The organism is Pseudotabrizicola sp. L79 (assembly GCF_036553525.1).
Lineage (GTDB): Bacteria > Pseudomonadota > Alphaproteobacteria > Rhodobacterales > Rhodobacteraceae > Pseudotabrizicola.
The window spans coordinates 1-18,856 of record NZ_JAZHDA010000032.1 but is presented as its reverse complement, the minus strand read 5'-3'; the positions used below and the strand labels follow the sequence as shown (position 1 = coordinate 18,856).

16 protein-coding genes and 1 tRNA gene are annotated in these 18,856 nt (G+C 60.5%); all 17 read right to left on the bottom strand.

Annotated elements, in window-relative coordinates; genetic code table 11:
- Nucleotides 1-141 (bottom strand): GTP-binding protein (locus V3C85_RS00245; protein WP_304619878.1); only part of this gene is annotated, 141 nt, incomplete at its 3' end.
- Nucleotides 142-227: 86 nt separating this feature from the next.
- The gene (fusA, locus tag V3C85_RS00240; RefSeq protein WP_331792982.1) at nt 228-2,351 is read right to left on the bottom strand and encodes an elongation factor G; all 2,124 of its coding nucleotides are present in this window, start codon (nt 2,349-2,351) and stop codon (nt 228-230) included.
- Between the two features lie 9 nt (nt 2,352-2,360).
- On the bottom strand, nt 2,361-2,831 hold the full coding sequence (gene rpsG / locus V3C85_RS00235) for a 30S ribosomal protein S7 (protein ID WP_331792981.1): 471 nt from the start codon (nt 2,829-2,831) through the stop codon (nt 2,361-2,363).
- An 11-nt stretch (nt 2,832-2,842) separates the two neighbouring features.
- Complete coding sequence (gene rpsL, locus V3C85_RS00230; RefSeq protein ID WP_165014620.1) at nt 2,843-3,214, bottom strand: 30S ribosomal protein S12; 372 nt, start codon at nt 3,212-3,214, stop codon at nt 2,843-2,845.
- 291 nt (nt 3,215-3,505) lie between these two features.
- Nucleotides 3,506-4,360: a DMT family transporter gene (locus tag V3C85_RS00225; RefSeq protein ID WP_445941962.1), complete on the bottom strand. Its 855-nt coding sequence runs from the start codon at nt 4,358-4,360 to the stop codon at nt 3,506-3,508.
- 280 nt (nt 4,361-4,640) lie between these two features.
- On the bottom strand, nt 4,641-8,885 hold the full coding sequence (gene rpoC, locus V3C85_RS00220) for a DNA-directed RNA polymerase subunit beta' (RefSeq protein ID WP_331792978.1): 4,245 nt from the start codon (nt 8,883-8,885) through the stop codon (nt 4,641-4,643).
- Between the two features lie 88 nt (nt 8,886-8,973).
- Nucleotides 8,974-13,107, bottom strand: a complete 4,134-nt coding sequence (rpoB, locus tag V3C85_RS00215) for a DNA-directed RNA polymerase subunit beta (RefSeq protein ID WP_331792977.1) — start codon at nt 13,105-13,107, stop codon at nt 8,974-8,976.
- A gap of 243 nt (nt 13,108-13,350) precedes the next feature.
- Complete coding sequence (rplL, locus tag V3C85_RS00210; protein ID WP_331792976.1) at nt 13,351-13,725, bottom strand: 50S ribosomal protein L7/L12; 375 nt, start codon at nt 13,723-13,725, stop codon at nt 13,351-13,353.
- A gap of 66 nt (nt 13,726-13,791) precedes the next feature.
- Nucleotides 13,792-14,307 (bottom strand): 50S ribosomal protein L10, encoded by a 516-nt coding sequence (gene rplJ, locus V3C85_RS00205; protein ID WP_331792975.1) that lies wholly within the window; start codon nt 14,305-14,307, stop codon nt 13,792-13,794.
- A gap of 227 nt (nt 14,308-14,534) precedes the next feature.
- Complete coding sequence (gene rplA, locus V3C85_RS00200) at nt 14,535-15,230, bottom strand: 50S ribosomal protein L1 (RefSeq protein ID WP_331792974.1); 696 nt, start codon at nt 15,228-15,230, stop codon at nt 14,535-14,537.
- 4 nt (nt 15,231-15,234) lie between these two features.
- Nucleotides 15,235-15,687 carry a 50S ribosomal protein L11 gene (gene rplK / locus V3C85_RS00195; RefSeq protein ID WP_331792973.1) on the bottom strand — a complete coding sequence of 151 codons (453 nt, stop codon included), beginning with the start codon at nt 15,685-15,687 and terminating at the stop codon, nt 15,235-15,237.
- 92 nt (nt 15,688-15,779) lie between these two features.
- A complete protein-coding gene (gene nusG, locus V3C85_RS00190) occupies nt 15,780-16,316 on the bottom strand; it encodes a transcription termination/antitermination protein NusG (RefSeq protein WP_331792972.1) in 537 nt (178 codons plus the stop codon).
- Nucleotides 16,317-16,515: 199 nt separating this feature from the next.
- On the bottom strand, nt 16,516-16,710 hold the full coding sequence (gene secE, locus V3C85_RS00185) for a preprotein translocase subunit SecE (RefSeq protein ID WP_331792984.1): 195 nt from the start codon (nt 16,708-16,710) through the stop codon (nt 16,516-16,518).
- A 356-nt stretch (nt 16,711-17,066) separates the two neighbouring features.
- Nucleotides 17,067-17,142, bottom strand: a tRNA-Trp gene (locus V3C85_RS00180).
- A 16-nt stretch (nt 17,143-17,158) separates the two neighbouring features.
- The gene (locus tag V3C85_RS00175; RefSeq protein WP_331792971.1) at nt 17,159-17,944 is read right to left on the bottom strand and encodes an alpha/beta hydrolase; all 786 of its coding nucleotides are present in this window, start codon (nt 17,942-17,944) and stop codon (nt 17,159-17,161) included.
- Nucleotides 17,945-17,976: 32 nt separating this feature from the next.
- Nucleotides 17,977-18,501 carry an alkylphosphonate utilization protein gene (locus V3C85_RS00170; protein WP_331792970.1) on the bottom strand — a complete coding sequence of 175 codons (525 nt, stop codon included), beginning with the start codon at nt 18,499-18,501 and terminating at the stop codon, nt 17,977-17,979.
- Nucleotides 18,502-18,576: 75 nt separating this feature from the next.
- A partial coding sequence (locus V3C85_RS00165; protein ID WP_445941961.1) for an EF-Tu C-terminal domain-related protein occupies nt 18,577-18,856 on the bottom strand: 280 nt, incomplete at its 5' end.

The window sequence follows — 18,856 nt, the reverse complement described above, 5'->3', positions numbered from 1 at the left end:
ACCGTCAATCTGGTCATAGGCGCGGAAATCGCCAAAATACTTCGTGATCGCCGCCGTCAGCGTCGTCTTCCCGTGGTCAACGTGGCCAATCGTGCCAATGTTGACGTGCGGTTTGTTCCGTTCAAACTTTGCCTTTGCCATTAGGGCAACTCCTCATTCTCTTTCGGTGATGCCGGGGTCACCCCCGGCCTACGGGCGGTAGGGCGGGGTTCCCCCCGCCACACCGATCAGGCGTATTTCTTCTGGATTTCCTGGCTGATATTCTCAGGCACAGCGTCGTAATGGTCGAATTCCATCGAGAACACGGCGCGACCCGAAGACATCGAGCGCAGGTTGTTGATGTAGCCGAACATGTTGGCCAGCGGAACCATCGCATTGATCACGTTGGCATTGCCGCGGCTGTCCTGGCCCGTCACCATGCCCCGACGCGAGGTCAGGTCGCCGATCACGCCACCGGTATATTCTTCCGGGGTCACGACTTCGACTTTCATGATGGGTTCCAGCAGCTTGGCGCCGGCTTTCTTCAGACCTTCGCGCATAGCGGCCCGCGAAGCGATTTCAAAGGCCAGAACGCTGGAGTCAACGTCGTGGAACGCGCCGTCGATCAGCTGAACCTTGAAGTCGATCACCGGGAAGCCTGCCAGCGGACCCGAGTCCATGACCGACTTGATGCCTTTTTCGACGCCGGGGATGTATTCCTTCGGCACCGCACCACCCACGATCTTCGACTCGAACGAATAGCCTTCGCCCGGTTCCGTCGGCGTGATGATCAGCTTGACGCGCGCGAACTGGCCGGTACCACCGGTCTGCTTCTTGTGCGTGTAGTCGATCTCATGCTCGCGGCTGATCGTTTCGCGGTAAGCCACCTGCGGCGCACCGATATTCGCCTCAACCTTGAACTCGCGACGCATACGGTCAACAAGGATGTCGAGGTGAAGTTCGCCCATGCCCTTCATGATCGTCTGGCCCGATTCAAGATCGGTTTCCACACGGAAGGACGGGTCTTCGGCAGCCAGACGGGCCAAAGCGATGCCCATCTTTTCCTGGTCAGCCTTGGTTTTCGGCTCAACCGCGATCTCGATCACCGGGACCGGGAAGGTCATGGTTTCCAGAACAACGGGGTGGGCCGGATCACACAAGGTGTCACCCGTGGTGGTTTCTTTCAGACCGCCAAGCGCGATGATGTCGCCCGAGAAGGCTTCGGTGATTTCCTCACGCTCGATGGCGTGCATCATCATCATGCGGCCAACGCGCTCTTTGCGCTGCTTGGTCGCGTTCATCATCGCATCGCCCTTGGCCAGTTTGCCCGAATAGATCCGGGTAAAGGTCAAGGAGCCGACGAAGGGGTCGTTCATGATCTTGAACGCCAGCGCCGAGAAGGGCTGCTCGTCATCGGCCGAACGGGCGATGTTGCGGGTTTCCGACTCGTCGCCCGGCGCAAAGCCCATGTAGGGCGGCACGTCCAGCGGCGACGGCAGATAGTCGATCACGGCGTTCAACAGGGGCTGCACGCCCTTGTTCTTGAACGACGAACCAGCCATCACGGGGATGAAGTCGATGGCCAGAGTGCCCTTGCGGATCAACTCGCGCAGCTTCTCCGGGCTCGGCTCGTTGCCTTCCAGATAGGCTTCCATCGCCTCGTCGTCCTGACCAACAGCCGTTTCCAGCAGGTTCAGGCGCCACTCGTCGGCTTCGTCCTTCAGTTCCGCGCGGATCGGCTGACGCACCCAGGATGCGCCCAGATCTTCGCCCTGATAGACCCACTCTTCCATGGTCACCAGATCGATGATGCCTTCCAGACGGTCTTCCGCGCCAATCGGCAGAACGATCGGAACAGCATTCGCGCCGGTCCGGTCCTTGATCATGCGAACGCATTTCAGGAAGTCAGCGCCGGTCTTGTCCATCTTGTTGACAAAAACGATACGCGGAACCTTGTAGCGGTCAGCCTGACGCCAAACGGTTTCGGTCTGGGGTTCAACGCCGGCGTTACCGTCCAGCAGAACCACAGCACCATCCAGCACAGCCAGCGAACGTTCGACTTCAATGGTAAAGTCAACGTGGCCGGGGGTGTCGATGATGTTGAAGCGGAACTTCTCGTTCGGGTTGCCGACAGTGCCGGAATCGACCTGACGGTTCCAGAACGTGGTGGTGGCAGCAGAGGTGATGGTGATCCCACGCTCTTGCTCTTGTTCCATCCAGTCCATCGTCGCGGCGCCGTCATGGACTTCGCCGATCTTGTGGGACTTGCCGGTGTAGTACAGGATGCGCTCGGACGTCGTGGTCTTGCCCGCGTCGATATGGGCAATGATCCCGAAGTTACGATAGCGCGTCAGCGGATAGTCGCGTGCCATGTTAACCCCTTACCAGCGGTAATGGCTGAACGCTTTGTTCGCGTCGGCCATCTTGTGGGTGTCTTCGCGCTTTTTCACTGCGGTGCCGCGGTTGTTGACGGCATCCGACAGCTCAGCGGCAAGACGCTCTTCCATCGTGTTTTCGTTGCGCTTGCGGGCAGCGGTGATCAGCCAGCGGATCGCCAGAGCCTCACGGCGCTCGGTGCGCACTTCGACGGGAACCTGGTAGGTGGCACCACCAACGCGGCGGCTGCGCACTTCGACCGAAGGCTTCACATTGTCGAGTGCTTCGTGGAAGCATTCGATCGGTTCGCGCTTCAGACGGGTCTGAACCCGCTCAAGGGCGCCATAAACAATGCCTTCCGCGACGGACTTTTTGCCGTCCAGCATCAGGTTGTTCATGAATTTGGTCAGAACGCGGTCGCCATACTTGGCGTCCGGGAGAATTTCGCGCTTCTCTGCGGCGTGACGACGGGACATCTGTTAAACCCTCACTTCGGACGCTTGGCGCCGTATTTCGAACGACGCTGACGACGATCTTTGACGCCCTGGGTATCCAGAACACCGCGCAGGATGTGGTAACGCACACCCGGAAGGTCTTTTACCCGGCCGCCACGGATCAGAACCACAGAGTGCTCCTGAAGGTTGTGCTTTTCACCGGGGATGTAAGAGATGACCTCGAAGCCATTGGTCAGGCGCACTTTGGCAACCTTACGCATAGCCGAGTTCGGCTTCTTCGGGGTGGTGGTGTAAACGCGGGTGCAAACCCCACGCTTTTGCGGGCAGGATTCCAAGTGCTGAGACTTGGACTTCCGCACATTCGCTTCCCGGGGCTTCCGGATCAGCTGTTGGATCGTCGGCATGCACGTTCCTCGTGTTGCTCTGTCAATACTCGCCCCGAACCTCGGGACACCTCTTCTCGACGTGTGCCTTGCACGCATTGCAAAACACAAAACCGCCATCATCCCCAAGTCAGGGATGACGCGGTGGAATTCCAGAGGATCGGGGCCAAGGCCCGGATCGTGACCACATCAAGCATTATGACCCTTGCGGACGGAATACGCCCGGTCAGGTAGGCGGGCGTATAGGGGGAGTCGCGGGCAATGTCAACACAAGCAGGGGTTTTGCGGGGTTTGCGGCCCGGTCTGCGCCAACTAGACGCGGGGGGGCAATTGCCGCTTCTTCATGCGCCGCTCGCGCAGCAGGGTAAACACGCCCGAGGCCACAACAAGCGCCGCGCCCAACAGCGTCAGGCGGTCGGGGAAATAGCCAAAGGCCCACCAGCCCAGAACAATCGCCCACAACAGCGCGGTATAGCGAAACGGGGCCACAAAGCTGATATCGCCCACGCGCATCACCATCACGGCAAACAGATAGCCAAACAGCAAGAAGAACGCCGCCTGCCCCACCAACAGGGCCTGCGGCACCGTCACCGCCTGCCAGCCCGTGCCAGCCGTCACCATGCCCCCCATCAGCGTCACCGCAACCGAGGCCCAGACCGCCACATTCACCGAAGGCACATCGCGCGACAGGAACCGTGTCGAAAGATCGCGGATCACGACACAGCCCACCGAGATAAGGCCCAACAGCGACCAGATTTCAAATCCCTGTGGGCCGGGCCGGATGATGATCAGCACACCCACAAAGCCCACGACAATCGCCACCATGCGCCGCCAGCCGACGCTTTCCTTCAAAAACACCGCCGCCGCCAGGGTCACGGCCAGCGGCAGCGCCTGCATGATCGCAGACAGATTCGCCAGGGGCAGATGCATCAGGGCCGCCAGAAAGCTGGCCGTGGCACCCAATTCGGCCAGCGACCGGATGGCAATCACCCACCTGTCCTTGCGGGGCAGCGACCAGCGCAAGGCCCCCATATAGACCCCCAGGCCCAACAGGCCCGCCGTCGTCAGCACGCCACGCAGCAAGATCGCCTGAAACAGCGGCATGCTCTGCGTCAGGGCCTTCATCGCAGTATCGTTCAGCGTGAACGCCGCCATGGATCCAACCATGAACAGCGCGCCGCGCGTATTGTCCGAAATTGCCACCCAAGCCTCCTGCCTTGGCCTGTCTCTACGCCTGTGCCCGGCGCAGGCAAAGCGAAACCCTGTGCCAGATACAATCTGGGGGCTGCGGGGCGTGGGGCGCAAAGAGGAACAGATCGTAAATTCAGGCGGCCAAGTGTCTGTTTTTGTTGGGCACGACTGGTGTCTCTGCCAGAGACAGCCCAAAAGAAACCCCCCGCCGATCCTGCGACCGGCGGGGGCAAAGTCTTGGTCAGTTCAACGCCGCTCAATCACGGCTGTCGAACACATCATCCACCAGACCTGCGTCTTTTTCGACGTCGATCACATCATCCATCGGGGCCGACAAAGCCGCCGCTTCCAATGCATCGCTGCGCCGCGCCTCGATCACGGCACCGTCACGATCCGCCGCAATCTTCTTGACACGGCTGGTCGCGCCACCCGTCCCTGCCGGGATCAGACGGCCCACGATGACGTTCTCTTTCAGGCCCACCAGTTTGTCGCGCTTGCCCTGAACCGAAGCCTCGGTCAGCACCCGCGTGGTTTCCTGGAACGACGCTGCCGAAATGAACGACCGGGTCTGAAGCGAGGCTTTGGTGATGCCCAACAGCACCGGTTCGGCCTTGGCCTCACGCAGACCACGGGCCCGCGCCTTGGCGTTCTCTTCGTCCAGCTCGATCTTCTCGACCTGCTCGCCTTTCAGCAAGGTGGTGTCACCGCTGTCCAGCACTTCCAACTTGACCAGCATCTGACGCACGATGACTTCAATATGCTTGTCGTTGATCTTCACGCCCTGCAGTCGATACACGTCCTGCACTTCGTCGATCATGTAGTTGGCCAAGGCCTCGACACCCATGATGCGCAGGATGTCATGCGGCGCCGGGTTGCCGTCCATGATGTAGTCACCCTTCTGCACGAAGTCGCCTTCCTGCACCGGAATATGTTTCCCTTTCGGGATCATGTATTCCATGGGCTGCAACGTCTCATCGACCGGTTCCACGGTGATGCGGCGCTTGTTCTTGTAGTCCTTGCCGAACCGCACATAGCCATCGGCCTCGGCGATGATCGCATGATCCTTCGGACGACGGGCTTCGAACAGTTCCGCCACGCGGGGAAGACCCCCGGTGATGTCCTTGGTCTTGGCACCTTCGCGCGGAATACGGGCCACAACGTCGCCGGGGCGAATGTCTTGGCCGTCTTCCACCGAGAGAATGGCATCCACCGACATCGGGTAGGAAATCGGGTTGCCATTGTCTGCCCGCACCGGCTCACCCGTCACCGGGTCCATGACGATGATCTCGGGCTTGAGATCATTGCCCTTGGGGGCCGAGCGCCAGTCGGTCACGATCTTCTGGGTCATACCCGTCGCATCGTCAGTCTCGTCGCGCACAGAGATGCCCGAGACAAGGTCAACGAACTTGGCCACACCGCCCTTTTCAGCGATGATCGGCAGGGTATAGGGGTCCCATTCGAACAGCTTGGCGCCACGCTTGACGGCTTGACCGTCCTTGACGTGGATCTTGGCACCATAGCTCAGCTTGTGAACCGCCCGGTCAGCGCCGTTTTCATCGACGATGGCCAGCGACATGTTGCGCCCCACAACGATCTGGTCGCCAAGCGCGTTTTCCAGAAGGTTGGCATTGCGGAACTCGATCTTGCCTTCCTGGCTGGCTTCGAGGAACGACTGCTGACCACCCTGGGCAATACCGCCGATGTGGAACGTCCGCATCGTCAGCTGGGTGCCCGGTTCACCAATCGACTGCGCGGCGATGATGCCGACAGCTTCACCTTGGTTCACCAAGGTGCCGCGCGCCAGATCACGACCATAGCACATGGCGCAGACGCCCTCTTCGGCCTCACAGGTCAGCGGGCTGCGGATGCGGGTCGACTGCACCTGCGCCTGGTCGATCAGATCGGCCCGGCGTTCGTCAATCAACTCACCAGCCTTGACGATCACCTCATCCGTTCCCGGAACCAGAATGTCGTCAGCCGCCACACGGCCCAGAACCCGGTCAGCCAGAGTCTGGATCACTTCACCATCATTCACAGCCGCTTCGGCAGTGATCGCACGATCCGTGCCGCAATCATGGGCGCGCACGATGCAATCCTGCGCCACGTCCACCAGACGGCGGGTCAGATACCCCGAGTTGGCGGTTTTCAGCGCGGTGTCGGCCAGACCCTTACGGGCACCGTGGGTCGAGTTGAAATACTCGAGCACGGTCAGACCTTCCTTGAAGTTCGAGATGATCGGCGTTTCGATGATCTCGCCATTCGGCTTGGCCATCAGACCGCGCATCCCGCCCAACTGCTTCATCTGGGCCGGCGAACCCCGCGCACCCGAGTGCGACATCATATAGACCGAGTTCGGCTCTTTCTCGGCACCGGCGTCGTCATAACGCACGGCCGAGATTTCGCCCATCATCTCGCCGGCCACCTTGTCCGAGCATTTCGACCAGGCATCGACAACCTTGTTGTATTTTTCGCCCTGAGTGATCAGGCCGTCCATATACTGTTGTTCGAATTCTTTCACCTGATCGCGAACTTCGTTCACGATGGTCCACTTCGATTCCGGGATCAGCATGTCGTCCTTGCCGAACGAGATACCGGCGCGGAACGCCTCACGGAAGCCAAGGCCCATGATCTGGTCACAGAAAATGACCGACTCTTTCTGGCCGCAATAGCGGTAGACGGTGTCGATGACGTTCTGCACATCTTTCTTGCGCAGCAAGCGGTTGACCAGTTCAAACGGCGCCTTGGTGTTCAGCGGCAACAGGTTGCCCAGACGCAGACGACCGGGGGTCGTCTCGAACCGCTTCCACACTTCATTGCCGTGCTCGTCGATCTGCTTCAGGCGGGCCGTGATCTTGGCGTGCAGATGCACCGCACCGGCGGCCAGCGCGTGCTCGACTTCCTCGATATCGCGGAAGATCTTGCCTTCGCCGACCATACCTTTGCGTTCCATGGTCACATAATAAAGACCAAGAACCATGTCCTGCGACGGAACGATGATCGGCGCGCCGTTGGCGGGCGACAAAACGTTGTTCGTCGACATCATCAGAACACGGGCTTCCAGCTGGGCCTCAAGGCTCAGCGGAACGTGCACGGCCATCTGGTCACCGTCGAAGTCGGCGTTAAAAGCCGAACAGACCAGCGGGTGCAGCTGAATGGCCTTGCCTTCGATCAGGATCGGCTCAAACGCCTGAATGCCCAAACGGTGCAGCGTCGGCGCGCGGTTCAACAGCACGGGATGTTCGCGGATGACTTCATCCAGAATATCCCAAACCTCGGGGCGCTCTTTTTCGACCAGCTTCTTCGCCTGTTTCACGGTGCTGGACAGGCCCTTGGCCTCCAGCCGCGAATAGATGAAGGGCTTGAACAGCTCCAGCGCCATCTTCTTCGGCAGACCGCACTGGTGCAGCTTCAACTCGGGGCCGGTCACGATGACCGAACGGCCCGAAAAGTCCACGCGCTTACCCAAAAGGTTCTGACGGAACCGGCCCTGCTTGCCTTTCAGCATGTCAGACAGCGATTTCAGCGGGCGCTTGTTGGTGCCCGTGATCACGCGGCCACGGCGGCCGTTATCAAACAGCGCATCCACAGCTTCTTGCAGCATCCGCTTTTCGTTGCGCACGATGATATCGGGCGCACGCAGTTCGATCAGACGCTTCAGACGGTTGTTGCGGTTGATGACGCGGCGATACAGATCGTTCAGGTCAGAGGTCGCGAAACGACCGCCATCCAGCGGCACCAGCGGGCGCAGTTCCGGCGGGATCACCGGCAGAACGGTCAGCACCATCCACTCGGGGCGGTTGCCCGATTCAAGGAAGCTTTCGACGATCTTCAAACGCTTGATGATCTTCTTGGGCTTCAATTCGCCCGTGGCTTCCTTCAGATCCTCGCGCAGCTGGTCGGCTGTCGACTCAAGGTCGATATTTGCCAGCATTTCGCGGATCGCTTCGGCACCGATATTGGCGGTAAAGGCATCGGCACCATACTGGTCTTGCGCGTCCAGATATTCGTCCTCGGTCATCAGCTGGCCATAGGTCAGCTCGGTCAGACCGGGTTCGATCACCACATAGTTCTCGAAATAAAGAATACGCTCCAGATCGCGCAGCGTCATGTCCAGCATCAGGCCGATGCGCGACGGCAGCGACTTGAGGAACCAGATATGGGCCACGGGCGCGGCAAGTTCGATATGACCCATGCGCTCGCGGCGCACCTTTTGCAAGGTGACTTCCACGCCGCATTTTTCGCAAACAACGCCGCGATATTTCATGCGCTTGTATTTGCCGCAGAGGCATTCGTAATCCTTGATCGGCCCAAAGATACGCGCGCAGAACAGGCCGTCACGCTCGGGCTTGAACGTGCGGTAGTTGATGGTTTCGGGCTTTTTGATCTCGCCGAACGACCACGACAAAATCCGCTCCGGCGACGCAAGCGAGATCTTGATCTCGTCAAAGGTCTTAAGCGGGGCAACCGGGTTGAACGGGTTGGTGCTGAGTTCCTGGTTCATCTTCACATCCTTGAAAGTGGGCGGTGGGCAGGCCGGGCTGAAGCCCGGCCCACAGGGACCGTAGGGCGGGCTTCAGCCCGCCATCCGTTCACTCCTCCTCCGCATCCAGGAGTTCCATGTTAAGGCCGAGGCCACGCACTTCCTTGACAAGAACGTTGAACGATTCCGGCACGCCGGCTTCGAAATTGTCCTCGCCCTTGACGATGCTTTCATAGACCTTGGTCCGGCCGGCCACGTCGTCCGACTTGACCGTCAGCATCTCTTGCAGGGTATAGGCGGCACCATAGGCTTCCAGAGCCCAGACCTCCATTTCCCCAAGACGCTGACCACCGAACTGCGCCTTACCACCCAGCGGCTGCTGGGTCACAAGGCTGTACGGGCCGGTCGAGCGGGCGTGCAGCTTGTCATCGACAAGGTGGTGCAGCTTCAGCATGTACTTCACGCCGACGGTCACCTTGCGGGCGAACTTGTCGCCCGTGCGGCCGTCAAACACCTCGGACTGGCCCGACTGATCGAACCCGGCCCGACGCAGCGCGTCGTTCACATCCACTTCCTTGGCCCCGTCAAAGACCGGCGTCGCAATCGGCACGCCACGGGTCACAAGCGCGGCCTTCTCCAGCAGCTCTTGTTCTTCCATGTCGCCAAAGGCTTCGGCATAGGTTTCGTCGCCATAGCCGATCCGCATCGCCTCACGCACCGGGGTCATGTCACCCGACCGGCGATACTCTTGCAAAGCCTCGTCGATCTTCAGGCCCAGACCGCGCGCGGCCCAGCCCATGTGGGTTTCCAGAATCTGACCGACGTTCATCCGCGACGGCACACCCAGCGGGTTCAGAACCAGATCAACCGGCGTCCCGTCGGCAAGGAACGGCATGTCTTCCATCGGCACAACCTTGGAAATCACACCCTTGTTGCCGTGACGACCAGCCATCTTGTCGCCCGGTTGCAGCTTGCGCTTCACCGCCACGAACACCTTGACCATCTTCATCACGCCCGGAGGCAGATCGTCGCCACGACGGACTTTTTCGACCTTGTCCTCAAAGCGGTGCTCAAGCGCACGCTTCTGGGCTTCGAACTGGTCGTGCAGCGCTTCGACTTCCTTGGCATCGGCTTCTTCGCCCAAGGCCAACTGCCACCACTGGCCGCGCGACAGCGTGCCCAGCAGATCCTCATCAATGGTCGAACCGGCCTTGATGCCCTTGGGGCCTTTCACGGCGGTCTTGCCCATGATCAGGGTCTTGAGACGCGAATAGATGTTGCGCTCAAGGATCGCCATTTCGTCGTCCCGGTCACGGGCCAGACGCTCGACTTCCTCACGCTCGATCTGCAGGGCGCGTTCGTCCTTGTCCACACCGTGGCGGTTGAACACACGCACTTCAACGATCGTGCCAAAAGCCCCCGGCGGCAAACGCAACGAGGTGTCGCGCACGTCTGATGCCTTTTCCCCAAAGATGGCGCGCAGCAGCTTTTCTTCCGGCGTCATCGGGCTTTCGCCCTTGGGGGTGATCTTGCCCACCAGAATATCGCCCGGCTGCACTTCGGCACCGATGTAAACGATGCCAGCCTCGTCAAGGTTGCGCAGCGCTTCTTCACCGACGTTCGGAATGTCACGGGTGATTTCTTCCGGCCCCAGTTTCGTGTCGCGCGCGGCCACTTCGTATTCCTCGATGTGAATCGAGGTGAACACGTCGTCCCGCAGGATGCGCTCGGAAATCAGGATCGAGTCTTCGTAGTTATAGCCATTCCACGGCATGAAGGCCACGACGACGTTCCGGCCCAGGGCCAATTCGCCCTGATCGGTGCAGGGGCCATCGGCCACCACTTCGCCGCGCTTGACCACATCGCCCACCTTGACCAGCGGACGCTGGTTGATGCAGGACGACTGGTTGCTGCGCTTGAACTTGCGCAGACGATAGATGTCCACGCCCGCTTCGCCCGGCTCCAGCATTTCGGTGGCGCGCACAACGATACGCGTCGCGTCAACCTGATCGATCACGCCAGCCCGGCGCGCCATGATGGCGGCGCCAGAGTCGCGGGCCACAACGGCCTCGATCCCGGTGCCAACAAAGGGCGCATCCGACTGCAACAGCGGAACGGCCTGACGCTGCATGTTCGAACCCATCAGGGCGCGGTTGGCGTCGTCATTTTCAAGGAACGGAATCAGCGAGGCTGCCACCGACACCAACTGCTTGGGCGACACGTCGATCAGATCCACCGCCTCAGACGGGTTCAGCATGAATTCGCCGGCTTTCCGGGTGGAAACCAGATCGTTCACGAACTTGCCGTCGGCATCCAGCGTCGCGTTGGCCTGCGCCACCGTGTGCCGCATTTCCTCGGTGGCCGACATATAGACCACGTCATCGGTCACCGCGCCATCAACCACCTTGCGATAGGGGGTTTCAATGAAGCCGTATTTGTTGACACGGGCAAAGGTGGCCAAGCTGTTGATCAGACCAATGTTCTGACCTTCGGGCGTTTCAATCGGGCACATCCGGCCATAGTGGGTCGGGTGAACGTCGCGCACCTCAAAACCGGCACGCTCACGCGTCAGACCACCCGGCCCAAGGGCCGACAGGCGGCGCTTGTGGGTGACTTCCGACAGCGGGTTGGTTTGGTCCATGAATTGCGACAGCTGGCTGCTGCCAAAGAATTCACGCACCGCAGCCGCAGCCGGTTTCGCGTTGATCAGGTCTTGCGGCATGATCGTGTCGATTTCCACCGACGACATACGCTCTTTGATCGCGCGTTCCATCCGCAACAGGCCAACGCGATACTGGTTTTCCATCAATTCGCCGACCGAGCGGACACGACGGTTGCCAAGGTGATCGATGTCGTCAATCTCACCCTTGCCGTCGCGCAGTTCCGTCAGCGCCTTGATGCACGAAATGATATCTTCGCGGTCCAGCGTGCGCTGCGTATCGGGCTTGCCCAGATCAAGACGCATGTTCATCTTGACGCGGCCAACAGCCGACAGATCGTAACGCTCTTTATCAAAGAACAGCGTGTCGAACAGTTGGCTTGCCGCTTCAACGGTCGGCGGCTCGCCCGGGCGCATGACGCGATAGATATCCATCAGCGCCGTGTCGCGACCCATGTTCTTGTCGGCGGCCATGGTGTTGCGGATATAGGGGCCGACGTTCACATTGTCGATGTCCAGCACCGGAATGTCGGTCACGCCCTGATCCAGCAGAACCTTGACCGAACCGCCCTTGACTTCACCGTCACGGTCCAGTTCCCAGGTCAGCTCGTCACCGGCTTCGACCCAGATCTCACCGGTTTCTTCGTTGATGATATCCTTGGCGACATAGCGGCCCAGAATATGATCGAACGGCACCAGCAAGTCCTTGATCTCGCCGTCGTCAATCCACTTCTTCACCATCCGCGGCGTGGCTTTTTCGCCCGCTTTCAGGATGACTTCGCCCGTGGCGGCATCGACCAGATCATAAGACGGGCGGGTGCCGCGCACACGCTCGGGGAAGAACTTGGTGACCCAGCCCTTGTTTTTCAGATACTTGAAATCAACGGTGTCGTAATACGCATCCATAATGCGCTCTTGGTCCATGCCAAGCGCATACAGCAGCGTCGTCACCGGCAGTTTGCGGCGACGGTCGATGCGCGCGAACACGATGTCCTTGGCGTCGAATTCGAAATCCAGCCACGACCCGCGATAGGGAATGATCCGGCAAGCAAACAGCAGCTTGCCCGACGAATGGGTCTTGCCCTTGTCGTGGTCAAAGAACACGCCGGGCGACCGGTGCATCTGGCTGACGATCACGCGCTCGGTGCCGTTCACGATGAACGTGCCGTTCGGCGTCATCAGGGGCATGTCGCCCATATAGACATCTTGTTCCTTGATGTCCTTGACCGACCGGGCCCCGGTGGTTTCATCGACATCAAACACGATCAGACGCAGCGTCACCTTCAGCGGTGCCGCATAGGTCAGATCGCGCTGCATGCATTCTTCAACATCGAACTTCGGCTTTTCGAGATCGTATTTCACGAACTCCAGCACAGCCGTTTCGTTGAAATCCTTGATCGGAAAAACCGACTGGAACGTGCCCTGGATGCCTTCGCCATCCAGCGGCTTGTCGCTATCGCCTGACCGCAAAAAGAGGTCATAAGAAGATTTCTGAACCTCGATCAGGTTCGGCATTTCCAGAACTTCACGAATCTTGCCGTAGTACCGGCGGATGCGTTTCTGGCCAACGTGGGTCTGCGCCATGCTCGTCGTCACCTTTGTCTCACGTGTCGCGGGCGAATGGCCGTCGGGCCACGGGCACTCGCCGCTGGCGAAGGGGGGAAAGGTTCCATTCATGCGGCCCGTCCCGTAGGACCGCTCCCGAACCAGTCACCGCACCTGGGAAAAGGCTTTGGACAAAGCCCTTTTCAAGACGCGTTTGGCTGAGGGCAGAATCACTCTGCCCCCAGCCAGAAATCACAGCTTGCGGAAAACCCGCATGCCCGATTACTTCAGTTCGACCTTGGCGCCAGCCTCTTCGAACTTCTTCTTCATCGCTTCAGCGTCAGCTTTCGAGATGCCTTCTTTGACCTTGCCACCGGCTTCGGTCAGGTCTTTGGCTTCTTTCAGGCCCAGACCGGTGATTTCGCGGACCACTTTGATCACGTTGATCTTGTTGGCACCGGCTTCGGTCAGGACGACGTCGAATTCGGTCTTTTCTTCCTCGGCTGCAGCAGCAGCACCCGGAGCGGCAGCCATCATGACGGCGCCACCGGCGGCCGGCTCGATGCCATACTGGTCCTTGAGGATGGTTTTCAGTTCCTGAGCCTGCAGCAGGGTCAGGCCGACGATTTCTTCGGCGAGTTTGTTCAGATCAGCCATTTTGCTCATTCCGTAAGTTAAGATGGGTTCCAACGACGTGGGGTTCAAGCCACGCGGACACAAAGATCAGGCGGCTGCCTTTTCTTCGATGGTCGACAGGATGCTTGCGATGTTCGAAGCAGGCGCGCCAATGGCACCGGCGATGTTCGAAGCAGGTGCACCGATGCACGAAGCGATCTGAGCAAGCAGCTCTTCGCGCGACGGCATTGCAGCAACAACTTTGACACCAGCGGTATCCAGAACGTCCTTGCCCATGGCACCACCAAGGATCTGGAACTTGTCGTTCCCCTTGGCATATGCCTCGCAGACCTTGGCCGCAGCCACTGGGTCTTCCGAATAGGCCAGAACAGTCATCCCTGTCAGGAGATCCGCCATCTTCGCAGACGGCTTCCCTTCCAGGGCAATCTTGGCGAGCGTGTTCTTGGCAACGCGAACGGACCCACCAACGTCGCGCATTTTCGCGCGCAGGTCCTGCATCTGTGCAACCGTCATGCCCGCGTAGTGGGCAACCACTACGACGCCAGAGCTTTCGAAGATTTGGCCGAGTTCCTCGACCACTTTCTCTTTCTGGGCTCTATCCACAGTTTCACTCCAAGTATGGGGGTTTCCCCCCGGCTCATGTTTGCCCCTGTGTTGCAAGGGCGTCGGGTCCGTTCAGGGTTCCGATGGCCAAGATCACCCAAGGGTGAAATTCGTCACGTTCCCCATCTCAGGAAGGACATTAAGGCCCGGGGGCCACCCTCCGTCTCGGACAGGACAGGGCACGAATGCCCCGCCATCCCCGGGGCCAGAGGCCCCGGAAATTCTTGTCAGGCGTTGGTCGAACTCAGGTCAAGCGAGACGCCCGGACCCATGGTCGAAGACAACGACACTTTCTTCACATACGTGCCCTTGGCACCCGTCGGGCGGGCCTTGGTCACGGCATCCACAAAGGCGCGGACGTTCTGCGCCAAAGCTTCCTCGGTGAACGAAACCTTGCCGATACCGCCGTGGATGACGCCGGCCTTTTCAACCTTGAACTGCACTTCGCCGCCCTTGGCCGCGTTCACAGCCGTGGTCACGTCCATGGTCACGGTGCCAACCTTGGGGTTCGGCATCAGGTTGCGCGGGCCCAGGATCTTACCCAGACGGCCGACCAGCGGCATCATGTCCGGGGTGGCAATGCAGCGATCAAACTCGATCTTGCCGCCCTGAATGGTTTCCAGCAGGTCTTCGGCGCCAACGATATCCGCGCCAGCAGCCTTGGCTTCATCAGCCTTGGCGCCACGGGCGAACACGGCCACGCGAACGGTCTTGCCGGTGCCGTTCGGCAGCTGGACAACACCACGAACCATCTGGTCAGCGTGACGCGGGTCAACACCCAGGTTCATCGCAATTTCCAGCGTCTCGTCAAACTTGGCCGAAGCGGCCTTCTTGATCAGCGAAACGGCATCTTCAACCGACAGGTTGGACTTGCCTTCGAACAGGGCGACAGCGGCCTTGGTGCGCTTTGCAATCTTTGCCATGATATCAGCCCTTAATTTCGATGCCGCAGGACTTGGCCGAGCCAAGGATGATCTGCATCGCCGCTTCGATCGAATTGGCGTTCAGGTCTTTCATCTTGGTTTCGGCGATCTGGCGGATTTGTGCCACGGTCACCTTGCCAGCCACATCACGGCCCGGCTTTGCCGAACCCTTGGCGCGGTTGCGCTTGCCAACCGGCGGCAGACCAGCAGCCTGCTTCAGCAGGTAAGAGGCCGGCGGGGTTTTCAGATCAAGGCTGAACGACTTGTCCTGATAATAGGTGATCACGGTCGGGATCGGGGTGCCCGGCGCAAAGTCAGCCGACTTCGCGTTGAACTCCTTGACGAACGCCATGATGTTCAGGCCGCGCTGACCCAAAGCCGGGCCCACTGGGGGCGACGGGTTAGCTTGCTGCGCCTTGACTTGCAGCTTCAGGCTGCCGATGACTTTCTTGGCCATTTGGCCTCTCCTTCATTCACTGCATCCGAAGATGCGGTTTAGTGGTGCGGTCCGTCACGCCCAAGGGCGCGCTCGCCTTCCACGCGATACACTCAGACCCCTTTGGTGACCTGAGTGAATTCCAGCTCCACCGGCGTGGCGCGACCAAAGATCGACACCGACACTTTCAGGCGGCTGTTGTCTTCATCAACTTCTTCGACCATGCCGTCAAAGCCTTCAAACGGCCCGTCGGTGACCTTGACCTTTTCGCCAATGTCAAAGCGGATCAGGTTGCGCGGCTGCGCCTCGCCACCCTCGACGCTGCGGTTCAGCATCGCATTCACTTCGGCATCGCGCATCGGCATCGGCTTGCCCTGCGGGCCCAAAAAGCCGGTCACCCGGTTGATCGACGAAATCAGGTGATAGCCCCGGCTCGTCATTTCCATATGCACCAGCACATAGCCGGGCATGAAACGGCGCTCCGACGTCACCTTCTTGCCGCGACGAACCTCGATCACCTCTTCGGTGGGGACCAGCACTTCATCAATCTCGGCTTCCAGACCGGCATCGGTGACTGCGGTCTTGATCTGTTCGGCAACTTTCTTCTCGAAATTCGAGAGAACGCTTACCGAATACCAACGCATGGCCATGCCCGTCACTTCCTGTCTGTCCGGGCCGCTTGAACCCGTTGAAATTCTACTATTCCGGCGCGCAGACCACAGTTCACCCGCCCGAGAGGAACAAAAAACAGCGCGCAACACGAATCATTGCGCGCCGGTTTGCCCTTGAACAGGCTGCGGCATACAGCCGGCAGCCCGCAAATTCAAGTGCTAACCCGCCGTTGGCAGATCAGAACATCCCCAGCACAGCCCGCAGCCCCGACCGGATTCCCAGATCGACAAGGCTGAAGAACGTGGCGGTCAGCGCCGCCATGATGAACACCATGATCGTGGTCAAGATCACTTCACGACGGCTGGGCCAGACAACCTTGCCCACTTCCGTGCGCACTTGCTGAATGAACTGAAGAGGGTTGGTCTTGGCCATGACGTCGATCCGATAGCTGGGGTTCAACCGCGGCAGATACGCCCTTGAACCCCTGAATTCAAGTCCCCATGGCCATGGCCCTCCAGGACCCATGGTGCCCGCACGCGCCATCGGCACGCCGTGCACCGGTCTTTCGGCCCGCGCCCCTGATGCAAAGACAGGTGGTTTTCTGGCAACGGCGTTGCCTGCGGGCACCACGGGATCTTCCGCTGTAGCGCGGGCTTCAGCCCGACTTTGCCCCCAGATCGAGCCGAAAAGTTCAGAAATCCTAATGCCCCACGCGCACCCCCTTGATTCCAAACCGCCCAAAGGGCGTCTCTGGCAGAGACAGGGAAAGGTCGGCGATTTTTGGAAAGTGGCAGGGGCAGCAGGGTTCGAACCCGCGACCTACGGTTTTGGAGACCGTCGCTCTACCAGCTGAGCTATACCCCTAGGCCTGAGCCGTGGGTTAAGCCAGGCCGCGCGGCCCGTCAAGGGGCAATCCAGCGGATTTGGCCACCAGATCCAGCAGCAGCCCCATCCAGGGCCGCCCGTCCGCCCTCTGCCCGCTCAACAGCAGCTCCAGCTGACGGACATGCCCGGCCTCGCCACTCTCGACCAGCGTCAGCCGCGCCCCCACCCGCGCCGCCCGCTCTGCCGCCAGCCGGGCGTCTTGCAGCGGAATGATCCGATCCCGGCTGCCATGCAGCATCACACAGTCCGGCCCCCCGGCCCGCAGACACCACGGCTGCACCATCGCGGCCGATACCGCCAGCACCGCATCAGGGGCGGCCAGACGCGCCTGCCAGACGCGCGGCGGAAAGGCCAGCGACAGGCCAAGGATGCCCCCGGCACTCATCCCCAGAACCACCACCGGCTTGCCCGCCGTCGCCGCTGCCACCCCCCCATTCCGCAATTCGGCCACGGCCCGTGCGGCATCCCACAGCGCCACCAGAAAGGCCGGCCCATACAATCGCCCGGCCAATCCCAAGCCACTGCGGGCACTGGCCCCCACCAGCCGCCGGGCCACGGGCCGATCTGTCGCCGCCAGATCCTGAAAGGTGCCGTTCAAGCGATAGCTGGCCGAAGCCAAGGCCACCCCATCCCCAGCCAGCCGCGCCGCAAATCCGCCCAGAAACGGCTCTGCCCGACTGCCCCTGCGAAAGCCGCCCCCATGCAGATACAGCACCGTGGCCTTTGGATCGCCCGCAGGCAGCCACAGATCAATCCCCGGCCCTGATGAAACTGAAACCATCCCTGGGTGCCGCCCCACCTGCCCTGCCCTGCCTAGGCCGAGCGTTTCACATATTGGCACAGGATGACAATCTGCTGGCCGTTCACACGCCCCTCGATCTGATCCGGATTGTCGGCCACCAGCCGGATACCGCGCACCGCCGTGCCACGCTTGGCCACCATCGAGCTGCCCTTGACCGGCAGATCCTTGATCAACGTCACCGTGTCACCCGCCGTCAGCAGGGCACCATTGCTGTCCCGATGCTCGACCAGGGTCGCCGATGGCGCAAGCCCGGCCCTTGCCCGCGCCAGAACATCATCGGCCAGATAGACCGTCTCCAGCAGATCTGCGGCCCAGGCCTCGTCCGGCAGCGCAGACAACACGCGATAGGCCGCGATCTGGGTGGCGGGGTCTTCCGACCAGATCGCATCTGCCAGACATCTCCAGCGCGGCCCGGCGGCCACATCGCCCAGAACGGCAGCCGCGCACACCGGGCACAACAGCACCGCATCGTCACCCGGGGGCAGATCAACCCGGGCAAGGCCCGCAGGCTCGGAACACAAGGCACAGGCAGTCATCGGGTTGATCCTTTCCAGAAACGAAAAAGGCGCGCGGTGATCCCGCGCGCCCATGGTTTTCACTGACCCAACAGATCAGGCGATGATCTTGGACACAACGCCTGCGCCGACGGTGCGGCCGCCTTCGCGGATGGCGAAGCGCAGTTTTTCTTCCATCGCGATCGGGGCGATCAGCGTGACGTTGAACTTCAGGTTGTCGCCCGGCATCACCATCTCGGTGCCTTCCGGCAGTTCAACCGTGCCCGTCACGTCGGTCGTGCGGAAGTAGAACTGCGGACGGTAGTTCGCGAAGAACGGCGTGTGACGGCCGCCTTCTTCCTTGGTCAGGATATAGGCCTCGGCTTCGAACTTGGTG